Below are 21,152 nucleotides of genomic sequence, written 5' to 3'. Positions count from 1 at the left end.
AACTTATCGTAATATAGTTAGGAGCCGAACTATATTGCGAGGAGGTAAATCATGGACAGAAAAATCGGATTAAAAATAAGGATTTTAGCGAACGAATTAAATCGAAAAGCAGCAGAAATTTTAAAAGAAGAAGATGGTGAGGCATCATCAAGTATTCAAATGCGGATCCTCAACTTTATCCATCGGCGTAATAGTCAACAAGTACCAGTCTATCAAAAAGACATAGAACAAGAATTTGATATTCGTCGATCCACTGCAACCGGTGTTTTACAAACAATGGAGAAACGTTTATTTATCGAAAGAAAATGTTTTGAAAAAGATAACCGCTACAAAACAATTGTTTTAACGGAGTTAGGAGAACAGAAAGTCAAAGAAAACATCGTGAAGTTACATAAATTCGACGAATTGCTTCTTCAGGGAATCTCGGAAGATGATTTGATTATTTTCTTTAAACTAATGGATAAACTATCTGAGAATAGCAAAAAAATAAATAAGGAAGGTGAACGGATTACATGATCAAAAAACTGATCGCTAATATTGGCGTTTATAAAAAAGAAAGTATCATTACACCACTCTACGTAACAGGGGAAGTCATTTTAGATATCATTATTCCTTTAGTTATGGCCATGATGATCGATAACGGCATCGAAAAAGGAGATACCAAGGCTATTTTAATGTATGGAGCGATTTTATTTGTTTGTGCAATCATTGCGTTATTTTTTGGTGCGATGTCAGGTCGTTATGCCGCTGTTGCTTCAGCTGGTTTTGCAAAAAACTTAAGAGATCAATTATTTGTTCGTATCCAAGGATTTTCATTTTCAAACATTGATCGTTTTTCCACATCCAGCTTGATCACACGGATGACAACGGACGTGACCAATGTTCAAAATGCTTACCAAATGATTATTCGGCTTTTAGTCCGTAGCCCATTGATCATGATTTTTTCATTAGCGATGGCGTACAGTATCAACAAGGATCTGTCCTTGATTTATTTAGGCGTCGTACCGTTTTTGATGATCGGTTTAGCAGCAGTGATTTATTTTGCTCATCCTAATTTTAATAAAGTTTTTCGTATTTACGATAAATTAAATAATGTTGTACAAGAAAACTTGCAAGGAATTCGGGTAGTGAAATCTTATGTGAGAGAGAAACATGAAGATGAAAAGTTCAAAACAGTTTCTAAAGATATTTACAAAACATTCTCAAAAGCGCAAAGTATTGTGGCATTCAATAACCCTATCTTGCAGTTTGCAGTATATACTTGTATGTTGCTGATTTCGTGGCTAGGAGCAAAATTCGTAGTAGGGAGCACGTTGACTACGGGAGAATTAGTCAGCATGTTTACCTATACGATGCAGATTTTAATGAGTTTAAACATGTTATCAATGGTTTTTGTAATAGTATTGATTGCGCGAACTTCTGCTGAACGAATCACAGAAGTATTGTCTGAGGAAAGTGATTTAAAAAACAACGCGGATCCGCTTTATGAAATTCCGGATGGAGCTGTTCGCTTTAATGATGTTTGTTTTAGCTATGCCAATGATCTTGAAAAATTGGCGTTGATGCATGCAAATATGGAAATTAAATCAGGTGAAGTTATTGGAATCGTTGGTGGAACAGGGAGTTCTAAATCAACACTAGTTCAGTTGATTCCAAGATTGTATGATGTGACACAAGGATCGGTCGAAGTTGGCGGACATGATGTTCGAAATTATGATTTGAAATCTTTACGAGATCAAGTAAGTGTGGTTTTACAAAATAACGTATTATTTTCGGGAACAATCAAAGAAAATCTGCGCTGGGGAAATGAAGACGCGACAGATGAAGACTTGATAAGAGTCTGTAAGATTGCGCAAGCGGATAGTTTTATTGAAGAATTTCCTGACAAATATGATACGCTGCTTTCCCAAGGTGGGAACAATGTTTCTGGTGGGCAAAAGCAACGTTTATGTATTGCTCGTGCATTGCTGAAGAAACCTAAAATTTTGATTTTAGATGATTCGACAAGTGCAGTAGATACAAAAACAGATCGCTTGATTCGCGAAGGAATGCGGCAAGAGATTCCAGGTACAACCACTTTCATCATTGGACAACGTGTTTCTTCTGTTCAAGATTCTGACCGGATTATCGTGATGGATAAAGGGTTGATTAATGCCATTGGAACCCATGACGAATTACTTGCTACTAATCAAATTTATCAAGAAGTCTATGAGTCTCAAGAGAAAGGATTTGGTGAAGAGGATGCGTGATGAACAAACGAAAGGGATTCCTAAAAATCAAGATCCTTTGAAAACGTTGAAGCGATTGTTTTCATATATGTTTAAAAAATACAAGTTACAGCTTGTATTAGTACTGATTCTTATCTTACTTAGTACTTTCGCTAATGTTCGCGGTTCGCTATTTTTACAAGTGGTGATTGATGATTATATTACACCGCTACTCGGACAAACGAACCCTAACTTTTCTGGACTATTAAAGGCGATCACTACAATGGCATTGATATACGGAGTAGGAATTATTTCGAATTTGCTGTCTAACTTAATTATGGTAAGAATTAGTGAGGGAACACAAAAAACGATTCGAGATGAAATGTTTACTCATCTTGAAACATTGCCGATTCGTTATTTCGATTCAAATTCTGACGGAGATATCATGAGCCATTTTACGAATGATACAGATACTTTACGACAAATGATTTCTCAAAGTATTCCGAATCTGGTGATGGCTGTTGTTAGTTTTATCAGTGTGTTTATCGCAATGTTTACCATCAGTGTCCCGCTGACGCTTGTTGTGATTGTTTCTGTATCTGTGATGATCATTACGATTCGCCTAATTGCAGGACGTAGTAGTCGGTATTTTGGGAAACAACAACGTGATTTAGGAAGTGTGAATGGTTATATCGAAGAAATCATGCATGGACAAAAAGTAGTGAAGATTTTTAACCATGAGCCGCAAACAATCAAACGGTTTGAAGGGATGAACGAAGAATTACGACAAAGCGCTACTCAAGCCAATAAGTACGCTAATAGCCTAATGCCGATCATGATGAATTTATTAAATATTCAGTATGTACTCTTAGCGGTGATTGGAGGGATTTTTTCAGTATATGGTGTTTCTGGATTAACGATTGGAATGATTGCGTCTTTTCTTCAATTAAGCCGTTCGTTGAATATGCCAATCAGTCAAGTTTCCCAACAAATCAATTTTGTGATCATGGCTTTAGCAGGAGCGAATCGGATCTTTAATTTGATTGATGAAAAATCAGAAATTGATGATGGTTACGTAACGCTAGTTAATGTGAGGCGCGAATCAGGAAGACTTGTTGAAAGTGAGGCAAGAACTGGCTTGTGGGCTTGGAAGCATCCTCATAACGATGGCACTGTGACTTATACGGAATTAACTGGGGACGTACGTTTTGAAGATGTGTCTTTTGGTTATACAGATAAAAATCGTGTATTAAAAGATATCAATCTCTACGCAGAACCAGGCCAAAAAGTCGCTTTTGTAGGAGCAACAGGTGCAGGTAAAACGACGATCACTAACTTGATAAATCGTTTTTACGATATTCAAGAAGGTAAAATACGCTATGACGGAATCAACGTAAAAAAAATCAAAAAAAGTTCTTTAAGAAAATCGTTAGGTATTGTTTTACAAGATACTCATTTGTTTACTGGAACGATTCGTGAGAATATTCGTTATGGAAAATTAAGTGCATCTGATGATGACGTGATCAAAGCCGCTCAGTTGGCGAATGCAGAAGACTTTATCAATAATTTACCTGAGAAATATGATACAGTGATCACTGGAGATGGTGAAGGATTATCTCAAGGGCAGAGACAATTATTGTCGATAGCACGGGCTGCGATTGCAGATCCGCCTGTAATGATTTTAGACGAAGCAACTTCTAGTATTGATACGAGGACAGAAAAACATGTACAAGCGGGGATGGATCGTTTGATGAAAGGTAGAACCGTATTTGTTATTGCGCACAGATTATCGACTATCCAGAACTCGGATGCGATCATGGTAATGGATCATGGCCGTATCATTGAACGAGGCAGTCACGAAGATTTGCTTAAAGAAAAAGGAATTTATCATCAGCTATATACAGGAAAAGTAGAACTTTCATAAGAAGTATAAAAAAACACCAACTAGTAATAGTTGGTGTTTTTCGATATAAACGTTTAAATTAATACGCCAAGAGAGATTCGAACTCCCGACCGCTCGCTTAGAAGGCGAGTGCTCTATCCAGCTGAGCTATTGGCGCAAAATATTAACGCAACAGAGTTTATTATAATGAACATAGAAAACAAAGTCAATCATAAATTAGAAATAACAACAAAGTTTTTTTGAAAAGTAGTTTATATCGCTAAATCACTAAGTTTTTATTGACTCGCTTTCCTTATTTTGATACAATACTAATGTTGTAATTGTGGACTCCACAGCTACAACCGCACAGAACAAGTTTTTAAGTATGACACTAGTCGTCACTTGGGATGGCGAGTCTAAGTCTAGAAGAAGGAGGTGCTGTATAGCATGTACGCAATTATCAAAACTGGTGGTAAACAAGTAAAAGTTGAGGTAGGTCAAGCAATTTACGTTGAAAAATTAGACGTAGAAGCTGGCGAAAAAGTTGTTTTTGACGAAGTTATCTTAGTGGGTGGCGAATCTACGAAAGTAGGAGCTCCAACTGTTAAAGGTGCAACTGTCGAAGGAACTGTAGAAAAACACGGCAAACAAAAGAAAGTCGTGACTTTCAAATACAAACCTAAAAAACACACTCACCGCAAACAAGGTCACCGTCAACCGTATACAAAAGTTGTAATCAACGCAATCAACGCATAATTCTTTTAAGTTGCATAGGAAAGAAGGCCTATCAATGATTAAAAGTTCTTTTAAACGAAATGGCGCAGGCCAAATCGTTTCTTTTGAAGTCTCAGGGCATGCAGAATCAGGACCTTATGGTAGTGATATTGTTTGTGCAGCAGTGTCTGCATTAACGATCAGCACCGTTAATGGTATCGATGCATTAGCTGGATTTGAACCGATTGTCGAAACCAATGAAGATGAAGGTGGTTACCTTTATGTTGAAGTGATTTCAACTGCCAATCAGGAACAAACCAACATTGCCCAAATACTCTTGGAAAACCTTTTATTAGGTCTACAAGCAGTCGAGCAAGAAAATCTTGAATTTATTCAAGTCAAGACCATAAATGAAAAATAGGAGGTGCAGACTATGTTATTAAACATGAATTTACAATTATTCGCCCACAAAAAAGGTGGAGGTTCTACTTCCAACGGACGTGATTCAGAATCTAAACGCCTAGGTGCTAAAAGTGCTGATGGACAAACAGTAACTGGTGGATCAATTTTATACCGTCAACGCGGAACTAAAATTTACCCAGGTGCTAACGTAGGTATTGGCGGAGATGACACTTTATTTGCTAAAGTAGACGGCGTAGTACGTTTTGAACGTAAAGGCCGCGACAAAAAACAAGTGTCTGTTTACCCAGTAGCTCAATAAGAATTGAACTGATTGACTCTATCCTTTTTATACTAAGGGATAGAGTTTTTTTGTAAAGAAAGGAATAAAAAAACCTTTAAATAGGGGCTTGTACATAGAATAAAAAAAATATAACCGAACCATTGAACGTTGAAATAAAAGTATAAATCATCAAAATTACAAAGTATTTGCTCCTTTTTCTTATCCCAACTATAAGTAACTTTTTTGGACTTGCCCCCAAAAAATGAAAACAATACTAAAATTAAAATAGCTGAAATAAAACGAGTCGATTTATTTTTAGTATGTTAAGTGCAAAGATCTAGTTTGTATCAGTAGTATTAAAAAAATTTAACTTACGAGAATTTTTTTTTTATGATAGCATAAACTCTGTTACAAAAATTAAAGGAGAGTGTTTTATGCCACAAAACAAAAAAGAAGGAATATTTTTCACAACGATTGTCTGTTTTTCTATGGTAATTTCAATGAGTGCTTATAATCTTTTACTACATGGGCAGTTTTCATTAAGTAATTTATTTGGTGGACTTGTACCAGGATTTATTGTTGCCTTTTTATTCGATATTTTAGTGGTTTCACTACCAGCTAAGAAAATCGCCTTTGCCTTACCTATCAATAAAGAGAAAAAAATTCATATGATCATTGCTGTTTCTAGCTGTATGGTTTTAGGGATGGTCTTTTTTATGTCAATGTATGGCGTTTTTATGCAATTTGGCTTTACAGAGAACTTCTTAAGTTACTATATTGATGGATTTGCTAAAAATTTTATTATGGCATTACCTTTACAATTGTTGCTAGTTGGTCCGATTTGTAGAATGGTTTTAAGAGTGTCCCGAAAAAGTAGTTGGTTAAAAGAAGCAAATGATTAAATGACTCAATAGAAGAGGTTAGGTCAAAGTGGTTATCATTTTGTCCTAACCTTAAATTTTTGATTATTAAGAGAAAGGCTATTCAAAAGAGGGTATAGCTTTCCAAAAATGATATAAAGTTGTTATAATTAGTAGAATCTTGATTAACAGGGGGGCCTTCAACGATGGAAATACATGAGCGAATTGTCAGGTTATTAAATTCAAGTACAGTATTTTTGATTTCAACAATAGATAAACGAAATTTTCCAACGGTTATTACTGTTTCTGAACCATTATGGAGAGAGGGGTTGTTAAAATTGCAATTTTATTTGGATGGTAATGGCGAAACTGTCAAAAATATTCAATCTAATCCAAATGGATCAGTTTGTTGTTATGAAGAAATTGAACATGAAAGCCTACTTTTGAAAGGTAAATTTACAATTGAACAAATCGAATCATTAGAAGCGATAGAACCTAAGTTATCAAGTTATCAAAGAGAGTTGAATCATTCCGAACCAGTTTTAGTTAATTTTGAAACCTGGACGGCCAGAATACATATGGATAAAAAAACGAAAGATATTATTGTGTAAGAGAAAAGGGAAGGCACTGTCATTTATATAAATAATTTCTATATAAAAAGGAGGTTAGGACAGAAGTGTTTAACTCCGAGAAATAAGAAGGAATTCACGAAAATTGTTTTTCAAATTTTTGTGAATTTAAGCTTATTTTCGAAGGAGTTGCTTCTACACCCACCGTTTATTCGGATTCCTTGAGGCTGTGATGTAACTCATGGAGTTATGTCCTAGCCTCTTTTTGTATTTTCAACTAGTATAACTATTCTTAATTAAAAATAAGCATCCTGGTATTTTTCTTAATAATCGTTCATCATTTCTTCGAATATTTTTACGTTTGAATTAAGTTTTGATAAGTATAGTTAGTTATCGGCAATTGCTAGAGCCAAGATGAGTCATTAGGGTCTATGCAAGAAGAGAGGAGGAATCATAATGTACGCTGTAAAAGTATTACATGGGTATATTGGTAAAGACGGGCAACGTACAAGAGATAAAAAACAGGTTCGGCTCTTTCTAAATAAAAATTATGCAGAAAAATTCGCTGATAAAATCGGTGGTCGAGTTAAAGTACTTGGATAAATAGACAACTAACAGGAAACGAGTAGCCTCAAATAATTGTATTTGAGGCTACTCGTTTGTAGTAAAAACTAGATATAAAGGTCAAACACAGCGATTTCTGGCGGAACCATAAAACGTGCGGGTATTTTTGTTGTACCTAAACCAGTATTCACGTATAAAGTGGTATCATTTGCTAAATGGTAAAATCTTTCAAAGTATTTTTCTGCCATTACATTTTTGATCGTAAAGAAAGGTAACCTTATTTGTCCACCATGGCTGTGACCGGATAAGATCAGCTGGATATTGTGATCAAGCACCTCGTCTGCTTTATCAGGTTCGTGGCTTAGTAAAATTGTGTAGTCACTTTGACGGGCGGCTAGGGTATCATCAATCAACGAATTTCCTAGCATTGAGTCGTCTAAACCGCCAATATAGATTGATTTTTCTTTAGAGATTGGAACATTTACGCCAGAGTTTTCAAGTAGTTGAAAATTTGCTGCTGCTAGAACTTCAGGGTAAATACGAACAGCTCCGCCCCCATAATCATGGTTACCCCAAACGGCATATTTTCCTAAAGGAGCTGTTAGTCGACCAAGTGCTGCAATGACCTCTTCAGTTGGGCCATATTCGGCATAGTTATCAAATAGATCACCAGTAAATAAAATAATATCCGGTTTTTCATTATTAACTTTTGTTACGATTTTTTCTAATTGTGACACTGGATATTTTTCTTGGATATGGATGTCAGAAAGTTGAACGACTTTAACTGGCTTTTGACCGTCGTTGTTTCCTACAGTATAGTTATGCGTGACAATTCTTTTCGGCTCTATAAAAAAGGCATAGAGAACAATGCCAATAGTGGCTAATAAAAATAAATAGAAAAAGTATCTTTTTTTCATTGGTGACCTCACTTTCAACATCAACTATAACGGAAAGAAATTAAAAAAAGGTAAAAACAGGTAGATATCAAAGAATCTTTAGAATAATTTAGAGGTTGTGCGTCTTCTGTGTTTTTCAAAAACATTATTTGCTATAATAGAGAGGAACCTAATTTGGAAAGAAGGATGAAAAAGATGATGTTAAGAGTCAATAAATTAAGAGAGTTAATGAAAAAAAATGATCTTTCAGGTTTTCTGATTACAAGTCCGTACAATTTACGCTATTTAACGAATTTTACTGGAACGACGGGACTTGCAGTGATTACTTTAGATAAAGCTTTTTTTGTAACTGATTTTCGCTATACAGAACAAGCAGCAGAACAAGCGCAAGGCTTTGAAATCGTTCAAAATACAGGTCCAATCTATGATGAAGTAGTGGCGATTGCGGAAAAAGAACAATTAGCTAATATTGCCTTTGAAGAAACCTTTGTGAGCTTTGCTGAATATAGCTTATTAGAAGAAATCACGCCATGTGACTTGGTTCCAGTAGCAGGATTGATCGAGGAGTTACGTGAAGTCAAAGATGAAGAAGAAATTGCGATTATTGAAAAAGCCTGCAGTATTGCTGATCTTGGGTTTAAACATATTTTAACGGTGATCAAACCTGGAATGACGGAAATTGAAATTGCCAACCAATTAGATTTTTATATGCGCTCTTTAGGTGCTTCTGGCGTATCTTTTGAAACAATTGTGGCAAGTGGTGTGCGTTCTGCGATGCCTCATGGTGTTGCTAGTGAAAAAGTCATCGAAAAAGGTGATTTGATTACGTTGGATTTCGGTTGTTATTACCAAGGATATGTTTCAGATATGACTCGGACGTTTGCAATCGGTGAACCGAATAGTAAATTAAAAGACATTTATCAAATCGTTTTAGAAGCCCAATTAAAAGTACTAGATGAAGCAAAACCAGGCCTAACTGGGATTCAGTTAGATGCGATTGCGCGCGATCATATTGCTTCTTATGGATACGGTGAAGCTTTTGGTCATAGTACAGGTCATGGTATCGGCTTAGAAATTCACGAAGGACCAAATGTTTCCTTTAGAGCTGATAAACAATTTGTCGCTGGAAATGTGATTACAGATGAACCTGGAATTTATCTTGCCGGTCTTGGTGGTGTCAGAATCGAAGATGATTTATTGATTACCAAAGATGGGAACCGTGTTTTAACTCACTCCCCTAAAGAATTGATCATATTATAAAAAAGTTACGACACCTGTGAAGAAAAAAACAGTGGCTAGTCTAGAGGAATACAATTATTTATATATAAACCGTTTTCGACTCAATTTCTCATAGTTTTTTTGGTAGCGAAACATGCCAATTAATGATAAACTAGGTGTGAATGTAAACATAGATAAGTAAATGAGCAGAAGTTTTGATGAACACAGGAAAGTTTCCAGTGCTATCTAGCTTCGCGGACTAGCTCTTTGGGAGAAAGATAAAATCTAAATGAGCCCGCTACGCTTTTATTATAAGGAGGATTAAAATGACTGAAGAAAAAAATCTAGTGATCAATACAAAAGATTCTTTGGGTGAAATCGTTATCGCACCAGAAGTAATTGAAGTCATTATTGGTATTGCAGCATCTAAAGTAGACGGCGTATATGGCATGCGTGGAACATTTGCTAATAATGTAACGGAATTTCTTGGGCGTGCTGCTCACGGTAAAGGTGTTTACTTAAGAGCCGAAGAAGAAGGCTTAAAAGTCGATATTTATTGTTACTTAAATTATGGTATTTCAGTACCTAAAGTAGCGTTAGAGATGCAAGATCGTGTGAAACAGCAAGTGTTGTTTATGACCGATATTGATTTAGTAGAAGTAAATATTCATGTAGTTGCAGTAGTTCCAGAGAAACTACCTGAACCAGATTTTGATGAATTATTCCCGGAAGATGAGGGAGAAAATGAGTAAGCCGAGTTTCACTCGTCACGAAATTCGTGAAAAGGCGCTTCAAGCGCTATTTCCTTTAGATTTTAATGTTGACTTAACCAAACAAGATGCGATTTCTTATGCATTGGAGTTAGATAACCAAGAAATCATTAGTGAAGATGGAGAAGAATTTGTTCCGACTTACTTAGATTTATTGGTAGGTGGCGTTTGTGATCGAAAAGCAGAACTTGACGAGATTATCAAAAAACATTTAGGAAACAACTGGTCGATTTCACGTATTGCTAAGATGGACCTAGTTATTTTACGTATGGCTATATTTGAAATGCTTTACGTTGGAGATGTTCCAAATACGGTTGCATTAGATGAAGCAATCGAGTTGGCGAAAAAATATAGTGATGACCGTTCAAGAAAGTTCGTAAACGGTGTTTTAGCGAATGTGATGAAAGACATAGATTCAAAGTAGAAATACTTTGAATCTTTTTTGTTGTGAATCACTCCACTACGTTTCGATCCCATCAAACTCTAAGAGCTAAAGCTCTAAGAGTTGAAGGACTACGATTGGCTCAGCCAGAGTAGATGATGAACAATACAAGGCGTGCAAAGGGAGAGAAGTTTCATTGATATACAATTCAAGGAGATAGGGATTATAGAGTGTTAAGACTAGCTAAATTATGCTAAAATAAAAGAATACAAACAAAAATGAGGAGTGATCTTAATGGGAGAGTTAATCAACGGCCGCGAACTTGCAGATAAAATGCAGGCGCAAATCAAAGAAGAAGTGCAAGAACTTGAAAAAAAAGGCATTCGTCCAGGTTTAGTTGTTTTATTGGTTGGCGAGAATCAAGCAAGTCAAACGTACGTAAAAAACAAAGATTTAGCTGCTGCTAAAATTGGTATTCGCTCGAAAATCGAACGTCTACCTGAAACGATTTCAGAAGCAGATCTTTTAGCGGTGATCGAACAATACAATCAAGATCCGGACTATCATGGAATATTAGTTCAATTACCATTACCAAAACATATTGATGAAGAAAAAGTGTTATTGGCTGTTGATCCTAAAAAAGATGTTGATGGTTTTCATCCGATGAACATGGGACAATTATTTATTGGCGAGCCGACAATGATTCCATGTACTCCTTATGGCATTATGAAAATGTTTGAAGCCTATGGTATCGATTTGGAAGGAAAACGGGCAGTAGTGATTGGACGAAGTAATATCGTTGGGAAACCAATGGCACAACTTATGATGATGAAAAATGCTACAGTTACGATTGCACACTCGAAAACCTCAGACTTACCGGCAGTTGCTAAAGAAGCAGATATTTTAGTTGTTGCAATCGGTCGAGGCCACTTTGTAACCAAAGAATTTGTCAAACCAGGTGCAGTTGTAATCGATGTTGGTATGAACCGAGATGAAAATGGCAAGTTGATCGGCGATGTGAAATTTGATGAGGTTGCACCTGTTGCAAGCTTTATCACGCCAGTACCAAAAGGTGTTGGGCCAATGACGATCACAATGTTGATGTACCAAACAGTCGAGGCCGCTAAAAAACAAAAGTAAGGTGAGAAGATGGAGCAGCAATATTTAACAGTTACTGCCTTAACCAAATATTTAAAACGTAAATTTGATGCTGATCCATACTTGGAACGGGTTTATTTAACAGGAGAAATTTCTAACTTTCGTCTGCGTCCTAATGCCCATCAGTATTTTAGCTTAAAAGATGATGGTGCGAAGATTTCTGCAATCATGTTTAAATCAGCCTTTCAAAAGCTGAAATTCCAACCGAAAGAAGGGATGAAAGTCCTTTTGGTCGGTCGTATTTCATTATACGAAAGTGGAGGTTCCTATCAAATCTATGTGGAGCATATGGAACCAGACGGCGTTGGTGCCTTATATCAAGCATTAGCCGAATTACGTGAAAAATTAGGTAAAGAAGGCTTGTTTGAAGGACCTAAAAAAATATTACCAAGATACCCCAAAAGAATTGCTGTGGTTACAAGTCCAAGCGGCGCTGTTATTCGCGATATTATTACGACAGTAAAACGAAGATATCCAATTGCCCAGCTTGTTTTATTCCCTACGCTAGTTCAAGGAGATCAAGCAGCTGATGATATTGTACGTAACATTCAGCGTATCGAAGAATTAGGTTCTTTTGATACCATGATTATTGGTCGTGGTGGAGGTTCGATAGAGGATTTATGGCCATTTAATGAAGAAAAAGTGGCTCGTGCAATTTATCAAGCTCAAACACCCGTTATTTCTTCGGTGGGTCATGAAACAGATGTAACGATTGCTGATATGGTGGCTGATGTAAGGGCGGCGACACCGACTGCAGCAGCTGAATTAGCAGTTCCTGTACTGAATGAAGAATTACTAAAAATCAAAGAACGGCAAACTCGTTTAGAGCAAAGTTTTCTATACCAATTACAACAGAAAAATGATCGTTATCAGCGTTTGAAAAATTCTTATGTATTCAAACAACCAGATCGTCTATACGAAGGGCAAACGATCAAATTAGATCGAATCAACCAACGCTTGATTCAATCTATGGAAACTGTTTATCATCAAAAACAACGAACAGCTCAGGAAATCATTGCTCAATTTAGACAACAAACGCCTCAAGGACAAATCAGAGAAGGGCAGCAGCAACTAAAATTTTTGAACCAATCGCTTCATGATCGAATCGAACGATATATGAAGGATAAGGAGAAACAATTTACTTCTGCTGTCCAGCAATTAGATTTGTTAAGTCCTTTAAAAATCATGGGCCGAGGTTATAGTTACACAACCAAAGAGCAACAAGTAATCAAGTCAGTCAACGAACTGCAAGTAAAAGAAAAAATTCAAATCCATTATGTAGATGGTGTGGTAGATACGGTGATCGAAAAAATATCACCTGTTGAAGAGGAGTAAAAAGATGGCCAAAGAAAAAGCAATCGAAAAAACATTTGAAGAATCATTAACTGAATTAGAAGAAATCGTTCAACGCTTAGAGCGTGGTGATGTGCCCCTAGAAGAAGCATTAGCTGCTTTTCAAGAAGGGATGGTTTTAAGCAAGCAGTGTCAAGATACGTTAGAAAAAGCTGAAAAGACATTAACAAAAGTTATGACGGAAAACAATGAAGAAGTTTCGTTTGAAGAAAGTGAGGAAAATTGATGGAAAATTTCAATGTTTTTCGTAAGCAAAGTCTACCGCTTATTGAAAAGGAAATGGAAAATTTCATCAACGAATACACAACAAACGAGCAATTAAAAGAAGCGATGTTGTACTCAATCCATGCAGGAGGCAAACGATTCCGACCTCTTTTGGTAATCGCTACGATCCGTTCCTTTAATAAAGAAGTGAAGACGCAAGATTATCAAGTTGCAGCAGCATTAGAAATGATTCACACTTATTCATTGATTCATGACGATCTACCAGCCATGGACGACGATGATTTGCGGCGTGGCAAACCAACAAACCATAAAGTATTTGGGGAAGCACACGCAATTTTAGCTGGAGATGGTTTGCTGACTGCAGCTTTTCAATTATTAGCACTCAGTCAAATAGAACCGAATCAAAAAGTTCTGCTGATTCAACTGTTGAGTAAAGCAGCTGGTACCCAAGGAATGGTTGCAGGTCAGGCAGGAGACTTACAAGGAGAAAATCGTTCATTGTCACTCAATGAGTTGGCTGATGTGCATGAAAAGAAAACAGGTGCCTTGATTGAATTTGCTCTTTTAACTGGCGGTATTTTGGCACAGCAACCCAAAGAAATCATCGACTTATTAGGTAACTTTGCCTACCATTTGGGACTAGCTTTCCAAATCAAAGATGATTTATTAGATGCGACGAGTTCAGAAGAAGAATTAGGTAAGCATGTTGGACGTGACGAAGTGTTAAATAAAAGTACTTATCCAAGCTTGCTTGGTTTAAATGGCGCAAAGGCAGCACTAGAAGAACAATTAAGATCAGGAAACAGCACCTTAGAAGCAATCAAACAAACAAGTTCGGAATTTCATTTAGAATTATTACAAGAATTATTAGAACAACTGCGGTTATGACAGAAAGAAGGCACTTATGAAAAAAGAGCGCGTAGATACTTTAGCGTTTACCCAAGGATTATTTGAAACAAGAGAAAAAGCCAAACGTGCAGTGATGGCTGGACTAGTTTACAACGATAAAAATGAACGATTAGATAAACCTGGTGAGAAAATTCTGATTGAGACTCCACTTCAAGTGAAAGGGCAAACTCTGCCTTACGTTTCTCGAGGTGGGCTGAAATTAGAGAAGGCCTTGGCGGTCTTTGACATCAATGTAACAGGTAAAACGATGTTGGATATTGGCGCATCTACTGGGGGATTTACCGATGTTGCCTTGCAAAATGGTGCTCGACTGAGCTATGCATTAGACGTCGGTTACAATCAATTGGCGTGGAAAATTCGTCAAGATGAACGAGTAGTTGTCATGGAACGGACCAATTTTCGTTACAGTAAGCCAGAAGACTTCAAAGAAGGTGTACCGGATATTGCAACCATCGATGTATCATTTATCTCCCTTAAATTAATATTGCCTCCACTACACGCTATTTTGAAGGCTGGGGGTAAAGTAGTTGCTTTAATCAAACCGCAGTTTGAAGCGGGTAAAGAATTAGTCGGAAAAAAAGGCATTGTTCGTGAACCTGAAACGCATAAATTGGTTTTAAATGATATTCTTTCGTTTGCTCAAGAACATGGTTATTCAATCAGTGGCTTGGATTACTCTCCAATCACTGGGGGAGAAGGAAATATTGAATTTTTAGCTTATTTAACTTCTAGTGAAGGTTCAGAGGTTAAAGAACTTTCAACTGAGATTGCTGCTGTTGTTGAAGCCGCGCATAAGAAATTGAAAGGCTAGTTTATTAGGTGAGTCAGTAAATAAAAGGTTTAATTGATAAGGCTGAGAGAAGCGTCTAGCGTTTTATTTCAGTCTTATTTTTTATACTTCCAAAATGAATAAAAATACGCTATGATAAAATGGAAATGAATCGATAGAAGTGTTTTCGCTCATGACAGCGTAACGATGTAGAAAAGCTGACACTGCCCTAGGACTCTAGTACTGAAAGACAAAGAGTTGAAAAACGGATCATTAGGAGAAGGAGAAACTATTATGAGGAAAAAAGATCGGCATCGCCTGATTACTCGTTTATTAGCTGATAAAAATATTCAAAAACAAGAAGACTTTGTTTCCTATCTACAAGAGAAAGGCATAGAAGTGACTCAAGCAACGATTTCTCGGGATATCAAAGAGATGAAGTTGATCAAAGTACCATCAATAGATGGTGGTTATCGTTATAGCATCCCAGCAGAAACAAAAGAAGACACGTCTATAAAATTAGAAAAATTAATGAAAGATGCTTTTGTTTCAGTTGATCAAATGGAAAAGCAAGTTATTTTGCGTACTATACCAGGGAACGCTGCGGCAGCATCTAATTTAATAGAGAAGCACTATAAAGAAATCGTCTTTGCAGCACTCAATGACGATGATAGTGTATTGATCATTGCTAGGACTGAAAAAGATGCTGAATTTTTAAAAAATGAATTTTTTCGCTATTTATAAAATCGAGGTGAATAAGGATGCTGCAAGAACTTTCTGTCAATAATTTTGCGATCATATCTTCTTTGCAATTAGAATTTCAGATGGGAATGACCGTTTTAACTGGAGAAACAGGCGCTGGAAAATCAATTATTATCGATGCGATGGGGTTGTTGACCGGTGGTCGAGGCTCAAGTGATTACATTCGTCAAGGAGCTTCTAAATGTACATTGGAAGGCCTATTTACGATGCCGAAAAACCAAGAACTAGTGGAGCTTCTAGAGGAATTAGGAATCGAGACGGATGAAGAATCGATCGTGATTCAGCGGGATATCTCGACTTCGGGTAAAAATGTTTGTCGAGTTAATGGTAGAATCATCAATATCGCAAATTTACGAAAAATCGGTGAATTTTTAGTTGATATCCACGGTCAAAATGAACACCAAGAATTGATGCAAAGTGAAAAGCATTTAGGTATGCTGGATGATTTTGGCGGCAAAGAATTGTTTAAGGTAAAAGAACAATACGAAGGGGCTTATTCAGAATATCGCTTGATCGAAAAGAAAGTTAGAAACAGACAAAAAAACGAAAAAGAATTCGCTCAACGAATGGATATGCTGCAGTTTCAAAGTGATGAAATCGCCACTGCTGAACTTGTTTTAGGTGAAGAAGAACAATTGATAGAAGAGCGAAATAAGTTAGGAAATTTTCAGAAAATTGCGGATGCCTTAGCTGCAAGTTACGAAGCAGTCAATGGGGATGGCGACAGTAGTTTAGATAAGATTGGTTATGCGATGAATGAATTGTTGTCAATCGAGACACTTGATCTAGAGTATAAAGCAATATCGGAAGCTGTTCAAAACAGTTATTATCTGTTACAAGAAGCCAGTGGTGATTTATCTCGACATATAGATAGTTTAGAATTGGACGAAAATCGATTGAATGAAGTAGAAACTAGACTAGAACTCATTCGGCAGATGAAAAGAAAATATGGCGAATCAATTGAATCTATTCTTGAATATTATCAGGAAATCACGCAAGAATTAGCAGATGCAGATTTTTTAGAAGGTCGAACGGGTGAGTTGGAAACACTATTAGTCGAAAAGAAAAATCAAGTGATTGAAAACGGATTGAAATTAAGAGATATTAGGAAAAAAATTGCCAAAAAACTAGAAAAAAATATTTTAAAAGAATTAAAAGAATTATATATGGAACGAACGGTGTTTGATATCCGTTTTACAGAGTTACCAGATGAACAATTCACAGAAGAGGGATTGGAGCATGCTGAATTTTATATCACAACGAATCCAGGAGAACCGCTAAAACCGCTTGTGAGGGTGGCTTCAGGGGGAGAACTATCTCGTGTGATGCTAGCGTTGAAAACAATTTTTTCTAAATCGCAAGGAATTACTAGTATTGTTTTTGATGAAGTTGACACAGGTGTTAGTGGACGTGTGGCGCAAGCAATAGCAGATAAAATCTATCAAATTTCTGAAAATTCACAAGTATTGTGTATCACACATCTTCCTCAAGTAGCTGCTGTAGCAGATTATCAATATTTTATTGAAAAAGAAATTATTGGTGAACGAACAGAAACGAAAGTTAGAAGGCTGAAAGAAGATGAGCGAGTAGCAGAAATAGCTCGTATGCTTTCAGGTAGTGAGATTACTAAGTTGACGATTGAACATGCAAAGGAATTATTGAATATGGCTGGAAATGAACGGAGAGGCTAGCGATTTCAACAAAAAACTCTTTATTGAGCACACTAAGAAAAGTGGTTCAATAAAGAGTTTTTTTGTTGTGCTAAAAGTGTTAAAAAAGGAGAAGAAAGTGATGCTACGCATCCGGATTTCTCCCCCATAGTTTATTTGGTTGATTATCTTAAACTGACTATAGCAGTCAATATTGTTGAGCCGGCAATGGCGATTAGCATCAACCAAACAACGACTTTTGTGACTTTTGAAAAGGCGCTTGTCTTCTTATCGTTCATTGATTATACACATCCTTATTCTTTACTTTCTCCATTCTACATCCTTTTACTAAAATCAGCAACAAGAAATTTTACAAAAGGTTTCGTTTTTTTAGCCGTCGAATCACAAAAATACAGGTCACAGTCGTTACAATAAAGATCCAGAAAAAAGCATCTTCTCGATTAGCAAACGGTAATTTTACATTCATCCCAAAGATTCCGCCAATGATCGTAGGGATTGTTAGGACAATCGTTAGGGAAGTTAAAATTTTCATTACATTATTCAGATTATTAGAAACAATGGCTGAGAAGGTATCGCTAACTTTATCAACAAGTTTAAGTTGAATTTTAGTAGTCGTAGCGGCTTGTTTTGTTTCTACTAAAATATCATGAAGCCGCGGTAGGTGAGCCCTAGGATCGATAAAAATCCTGGCGTTGTAAAGCATATTTAGAACCTCTAAATTAGAATTTATGGCAGCTTCAAAATAGACTAAACTTTTTTGAATATCCATCATTTGATAAAGTTGGCTATTTTCAGTTGAAACTTTTAATTCGCCTTCGAGCTTATTTGTTTGTTTGATCAATTCTTTTAAAAAGCGATTATAACAGGTCGATATTTGCCATGATAAGTATAGAATCAACGTTTCTTGGATCGGTAAGTCACTGTCAGGGACCGGTTGAGTAAAGGCTTGTTTCAAAAAATCAGCTGAGTTATTGATCACGGTGATCACTTTGCCATCTGTCGTTAAAATAATAGCGAATGGAAATGTATCTAGCTGAGTATATCCACTTGGGCTGATTGTTGCGTGAGGATATTGAAGGAGCATCAAAGCAGGTTCTTCTAAAGTATTTTGATGTAATCCTTCAAATCGAGAATTTTCGTTATCATCCAGTACACCTGTGATATAATCTTTAGGGAGTTTATAGGTCGTGACTAATTGCTTGATTTCTTCTTCAGTTGGTTTTTCCACAGAAAGCCAAACGGTTTCATTTGTATCAGACTGAGAAGGAACTAACTGACCATTTTCTATTTTTAAATAATTAATCAAAATGCCACCTCGTTTTTTATAAAGCTATTCAATCCTATTATAATAGAGTTGGAGTGTTTTTGGGAAGGAAAGTTCTTTTTGTTTGGTATTATTTAGGCACGAACTTTTAAACGAAATGAAACATCAGTGTAAAGAAAATAAAGTATAGTTAACACAATGTGTTACGAAAGGAATTGTTAGGAAATGGTGTCGTTTTCAGTCATTATGCTTTTTTGGTATGTTTTTCCGGTAATTGTCTTATTTGCATGTAATTTTATTATCTCAACGTTTTCGTTGACAGAGCGTTTTAAGGTGAAAGCGCCGGATATTTCAATTCCATTTTTGTTCATAGGGTTAAATGAATTGTCTAAAGATAGTTATGGACAATCTATTGTTCCGTATATGGTCATTTCAGTTTTACTTTTAGGTATTTGTGTAGCAGTCTTTCAAGCATATTATTACGGAGAGATTTTATATGGCAGATATTTTAAGATGTTTTGGCGCTTAGTATTTCTTCTAAGCTTAGTTTTATATGCAGTACTTATTTTATTAAACATTGTTCATTACTTTTCATAAAATTGAAATGGTGGTGGTGGAGGATGACCTCCACTTTATCCCACCATTTTAGTCTGTAATATTTTATGAGAATTTCAACATAAAAATTAAAGAGAAAATCCCTTTGAAAATCACTTACATAGGTATTGATACCGCTTTTTTTGAAAAAGAGAGACTTCTTGAAATATTACAAACTTTTTAAATAACCATTAAAAGAGGGAAGATTTACTGTTTTTGGTGGTAGAAAGTGGCGGGATGTGGTAGACTGTTTCTATCAAGTGGAAAAGTGGGGAAAATTGGCTATGTTTATGGGTGAATTTCAACATAATATAGATGCCAAAGGCCGACTCATCGTACCTGCTAAATTTCGTGACCAATTAGGTGAGAAGTTTGTAGTGACTAGAGGAATGGATGGCTGTTTATTTGGTTATCCAATGTCCGAATGGGAACAACTAGAGGAAAAATTAAAAGAAATGCCTCTAGCCAAGAAGGATGCCCGTACGTTCGTCCGCTTTTTTTACTCGGCTGCTACAGAATGTGAGATTGATAAACAAGGCAGAATCAATATTCCTGCTGCGCTTAGAACACATGGTAGCTTGGAGAAAGCTTGTGTAATCATCGGTGTTTCAAATCGAATTGAGATTTGGGACGAAGCTCGTTGGCAAGAGTTTTCTACAGAAGCTGAAGAGAATTTTGATGAAATTGCAGAAACAATGATTGATTTTGGTTTTTAGAAAGAGGAGCATTATGACGGAAGATTTTCAGCACTATACTGTTTTATTAAAAGAGACAGTTGACGGCTTACATGTGAAAAAAGATGGTATTTACGTCGATTGCACATTGGGCGGCGCAGGTCATAGTGAGTATCTACTCTCGAAACTTGGCGAACAAGGTCATTTGTATGCGTTCGATCAAGACCAAAAAGCATTGGATTTCGCAGCACAACGACTAAAAAAATATATTGATCAGGGTATGGTGACCTTTATCAAGTCGAATTTTCGACACTTGAAACAAGAATTAGCAAATCAGGAGATTTATCATGTCGATGGCATTTTATACGACTTAGGTGTTTCTTCTCCTCAGCTGGATGAAGCTGAGCGTGGATTTAGCTATCACCAAGATGCACCGTTAGATATGCGGATGGATCAAGAGGCAGAATTATCTGCTTACGATGTAGTGAATAATTATAGTTATCATGAATTAGTGAAAATTTTCTTTCGTTACGGTGAAGAAAAATTCTCCAAGCAAGTTGCTAGAGAAATCGAGCGAGTACGTGCGAAAGCGCCAATCGAGACAACGGGAGAATTAGTAGAAATCATTAAAACAGCAATTCCAGCGCCTGCTAGACGCAAAGGTGGACATCCTGCAAAACGGATTTTTCAAGCAATTAGAATTGCTGTGAATGATGAACTAGGTGTTGTGGAAGAATCTTTAGAACAAGCTATTTCCTTATTAAATAAAAATGGTCGTATCAGTGTGATTACTTTTCATTCATTGGAAGATCGAATTGTAAAAAGCATGTTTAAAGAATACAGTACGATACAAGATTTACCACCTGGGCTACCTGTAGTTCCAGAAGAGTTTCAACCAGAATTAAAAGTAATTACTAGAAAGCCAATTTTACCAGGTGAGACTGAGTTGGCTGAGAATAATCGCTCGCGAAGTGCAAAATTAAGAATTGCCGAAAAAGTTAAATTAAATTTATAAAGAGAGGGGCAACGA

Annotated in this window: 25 protein-coding genes, 1 tRNA gene and 1 other annotated feature; of the genes, 22 read left to right on the top strand and 4 right to left on the bottom strand. The window is 36.4% G+C overall.

Annotated elements, in window-relative coordinates:
- Positions 1-51 precede the first annotated feature (51 nt).
- Genes AC4BB5_RS14100 through AC4BB5_RS14090 form a run of 3 tightly spaced genes read left to right on the top strand, consistent with a single transcriptional unit; the run spans position 52 to position 4,131 of the window.
- The gene (locus tag AC4BB5_RS14100) at positions 52-516 is read left to right on the top strand and encodes a MarR family winged helix-turn-helix transcriptional regulator (RefSeq protein WP_490456738.1); all 465 of its coding nucleotides are present in this window, start codon (positions 52-54) and stop codon (positions 514-516) included.
- Positions 513-2,249 carry an ABC transporter ATP-binding protein gene (locus AC4BB5_RS14095; RefSeq protein ID WP_490456737.1) on the top strand — a complete coding sequence of 579 codons (1,737 nt, stop codon included), beginning with the start codon at positions 513-515 and terminating at the stop codon, positions 2,247-2,249. Before AC4BB5_RS14100 ends, AC4BB5_RS14095 begins: the two co-directional genes overlap by 4 nt.
- On the top strand, positions 2,242-4,131 hold the full coding sequence (locus AC4BB5_RS14090) for an ABC transporter ATP-binding protein (RefSeq protein WP_490456736.1): 1,890 nt from the start codon (positions 2,242-2,244) through the stop codon (positions 4,129-4,131). Before AC4BB5_RS14095 ends, AC4BB5_RS14090 begins: the two co-directional genes overlap by 8 nt.
- A 62-nt stretch (positions 4,132-4,193) precedes the next feature.
- On the opposite strand, the gene AC4BB5_RS14085 is transcribed toward AC4BB5_RS14090, so the two are convergent.
- Positions 4,194-4,267, bottom strand: a tRNA-Arg gene (locus tag AC4BB5_RS14085).
- A gap of 172 nt (positions 4,268-4,439) precedes the next feature.
- Positions 4,440-4,517, top strand: a sequence feature (ribosomal protein L21 leader region).
- A gap of 19 nt (positions 4,518-4,536) precedes the next feature.
- Between AC4BB5_RS14085 and rplU the strand changes: the two genes are divergently transcribed.
- The 6 genes from rplU to AC4BB5_RS14055 all read left to right on the top strand — a co-directional run bounded on the left by rplU (position 4,537) and on the right by AC4BB5_RS14055 (position 7,517).
- A complete protein-coding gene (rplU, locus tag AC4BB5_RS14080; RefSeq protein ID WP_069634416.1) occupies positions 4,537-4,845 on the top strand; it encodes a 50S ribosomal protein L21 in 309 nt (102 codons plus the stop codon).
- A gap of 34 nt (positions 4,846-4,879) precedes the next feature.
- Complete coding sequence (locus AC4BB5_RS14075; protein ID WP_490456735.1) at positions 4,880-5,224, top strand: ribosomal-processing cysteine protease Prp; 345 nt, start codon at positions 4,880-4,882, stop codon at positions 5,222-5,224.
- Positions 5,225-5,236: 12 nt separating this feature from the next.
- Entirely contained in the window at positions 5,237-5,524 is a 288-nt protein-coding gene (gene rpmA / locus AC4BB5_RS14070; protein WP_010762831.1) for a 50S ribosomal protein L27, read from the top strand.
- A gap of 395 nt (positions 5,525-5,919) precedes the next feature.
- Positions 5,920-6,387, top strand: a complete 468-nt coding sequence (locus tag AC4BB5_RS14065; protein ID WP_490456734.1) for a DUF2798 domain-containing protein — start codon at positions 5,920-5,922, stop codon at positions 6,385-6,387.
- Between the two features lie 164 nt (positions 6,388-6,551).
- Positions 6,552-6,956 carry a pyridoxamine 5'-phosphate oxidase family protein gene (locus tag AC4BB5_RS14060; RefSeq protein WP_490456733.1) on the top strand — a complete coding sequence of 135 codons (405 nt, stop codon included), beginning with the start codon at positions 6,552-6,554 and terminating at the stop codon, positions 6,954-6,956.
- 414 nt (positions 6,957-7,370) lie between these two features.
- Complete coding sequence (locus AC4BB5_RS14055) at positions 7,371-7,517, top strand: hypothetical protein (RefSeq protein WP_490456732.1); 147 nt, start codon at positions 7,371-7,373, stop codon at positions 7,515-7,517.
- 68 nt (positions 7,518-7,585) lie between these two features.
- Here AC4BB5_RS14055 and AC4BB5_RS14050 read toward each other — a convergent pair whose 3' ends face one another.
- Positions 7,586-8,395 (bottom strand): metallophosphoesterase, encoded by an 810-nt coding sequence (locus AC4BB5_RS14050; protein WP_490456731.1) that lies wholly within the window; start codon positions 8,393-8,395, stop codon positions 7,586-7,588.
- 174 nt (positions 8,396-8,569) lie between these two features.
- On the opposite strand from AC4BB5_RS14050, the gene AC4BB5_RS14045 reads away from it, so the two are divergent.
- The 10 genes from AC4BB5_RS14045 (at position 8,570) to recN (ending at position 17,611) form a co-directional block, all read left to right on the top strand.
- Entirely contained in the window at positions 8,570-9,634 is a 1,065-nt protein-coding gene (locus tag AC4BB5_RS14045; RefSeq protein ID WP_490456730.1) for a M24 family metallopeptidase, read from the top strand.
- A gap of 284 nt (positions 9,635-9,918) precedes the next feature.
- Positions 9,919-10,344, top strand: a complete 426-nt coding sequence (locus AC4BB5_RS14040; RefSeq protein ID WP_010771224.1) for an Asp23/Gls24 family envelope stress response protein — start codon at positions 9,919-9,921, stop codon at positions 10,342-10,344.
- A complete protein-coding gene (gene nusB, locus AC4BB5_RS14035) occupies positions 10,337-10,786 on the top strand; it encodes a transcription antitermination factor NusB (RefSeq protein ID WP_490456729.1) in 450 nt (149 codons plus the stop codon). Before AC4BB5_RS14040 ends, nusB begins: the two co-directional genes overlap by 8 nt.
- 252 nt (positions 10,787-11,038) lie before the next feature.
- The gene (locus AC4BB5_RS14030; protein ID WP_490456728.1) at positions 11,039-11,884 is read left to right on the top strand and encodes a bifunctional methylenetetrahydrofolate dehydrogenase/methenyltetrahydrofolate cyclohydrolase; all 846 of its coding nucleotides are present in this window, start codon (positions 11,039-11,041) and stop codon (positions 11,882-11,884) included.
- A gap of 9 nt (positions 11,885-11,893) precedes the next feature.
- Positions 11,894-13,237 carry an exodeoxyribonuclease VII large subunit gene (gene xseA / locus AC4BB5_RS14025; protein WP_490456727.1) on the top strand — a complete coding sequence of 448 codons (1,344 nt, stop codon included), beginning with the start codon at positions 11,894-11,896 and terminating at the stop codon, positions 13,235-13,237.
- Between the two features lie 4 nt (positions 13,238-13,241).
- Positions 13,242-13,481 carry an exodeoxyribonuclease VII small subunit gene (locus tag AC4BB5_RS14020; protein ID WP_490456726.1) on the top strand — a complete coding sequence of 80 codons (240 nt, stop codon included), beginning with the start codon at positions 13,242-13,244 and terminating at the stop codon, positions 13,479-13,481.
- Positions 13,481-14,368 carry a polyprenyl synthetase family protein gene (locus tag AC4BB5_RS14015; RefSeq protein ID WP_490456725.1) on the top strand — a complete coding sequence of 296 codons (888 nt, stop codon included), beginning with the start codon at positions 13,481-13,483 and terminating at the stop codon, positions 14,366-14,368. Before AC4BB5_RS14020 ends, AC4BB5_RS14015 begins: the two co-directional genes overlap by 1 nt.
- Before the next feature lie 16 nt (positions 14,369-14,384).
- Complete coding sequence (locus AC4BB5_RS14010; RefSeq protein WP_490456724.1) at positions 14,385-15,200, top strand: TlyA family RNA methyltransferase; 816 nt, start codon at positions 14,385-14,387, stop codon at positions 15,198-15,200.
- 252 nt (positions 15,201-15,452) lie between these two features.
- Positions 15,453-15,902 (top strand): arginine repressor, encoded by a 450-nt coding sequence (locus AC4BB5_RS14005; RefSeq protein ID WP_490456723.1) that lies wholly within the window; start codon positions 15,453-15,455, stop codon positions 15,900-15,902.
- Positions 15,903-15,919: 17 nt separating this feature from the next.
- Positions 15,920-17,611 carry a DNA repair protein RecN gene (gene recN, locus AC4BB5_RS14000; protein ID WP_490456722.1) on the top strand — a complete coding sequence of 564 codons (1,692 nt, stop codon included), beginning with the start codon at positions 15,920-15,922 and terminating at the stop codon, positions 17,609-17,611.
- A 143-nt stretch (positions 17,612-17,754) separates the two neighbouring features.
- On the opposite strand, the gene AC4BB5_RS13995 is transcribed toward recN, so the two are convergent.
- The gene (locus AC4BB5_RS13995; protein WP_490456721.1) at positions 17,755-17,868 is read right to left on the bottom strand and encodes a DUF4044 domain-containing protein; all 114 of its coding nucleotides are present in this window, start codon (positions 17,866-17,868) and stop codon (positions 17,755-17,757) included.
- A 71-nt stretch (positions 17,869-17,939) separates the two neighbouring features.
- Positions 17,940-18,896 (bottom strand): magnesium transporter CorA family protein, encoded by a 957-nt coding sequence (locus AC4BB5_RS13990; RefSeq protein WP_490456720.1) that lies wholly within the window; start codon positions 18,894-18,896, stop codon positions 17,940-17,942.
- 183 nt (positions 18,897-19,079) lie between these two features.
- Between AC4BB5_RS13990 and AC4BB5_RS13985 the strand changes: the two genes are divergently transcribed.
- The 3 genes from AC4BB5_RS13985 (at position 19,080) to rsmH (ending at position 21,137) form a co-directional block, all read left to right on the top strand.
- Complete coding sequence (locus tag AC4BB5_RS13985) at positions 19,080-19,451, top strand: DUF3397 domain-containing protein (RefSeq protein ID WP_206842886.1); 372 nt, start codon at positions 19,080-19,082, stop codon at positions 19,449-19,451.
- Between the two features lie 281 nt (positions 19,452-19,732).
- A complete protein-coding gene (mraZ, locus tag AC4BB5_RS13980; protein ID WP_010762855.1) occupies positions 19,733-20,164 on the top strand; it encodes a division/cell wall cluster transcriptional repressor MraZ in 432 nt (143 codons plus the stop codon).
- Positions 20,165-20,177: 13 nt separating this feature from the next.
- On the top strand, positions 20,178-21,137 hold the full coding sequence (gene rsmH, locus AC4BB5_RS13975; RefSeq protein ID WP_490456719.1) for a 16S rRNA (cytosine(1402)-N(4))-methyltransferase RsmH: 960 nt from the start codon (positions 20,178-20,180) through the stop codon (positions 21,135-21,137).
- The last annotated feature ends 15 nt before the right edge of the window (positions 21,138-21,152 follow it).

This window comes from Enterococcus sp. AMC1252, assembly GCF_058216515.1.
This window is presented reverse-complemented; position numbering and strand designations above follow the sequence as displayed.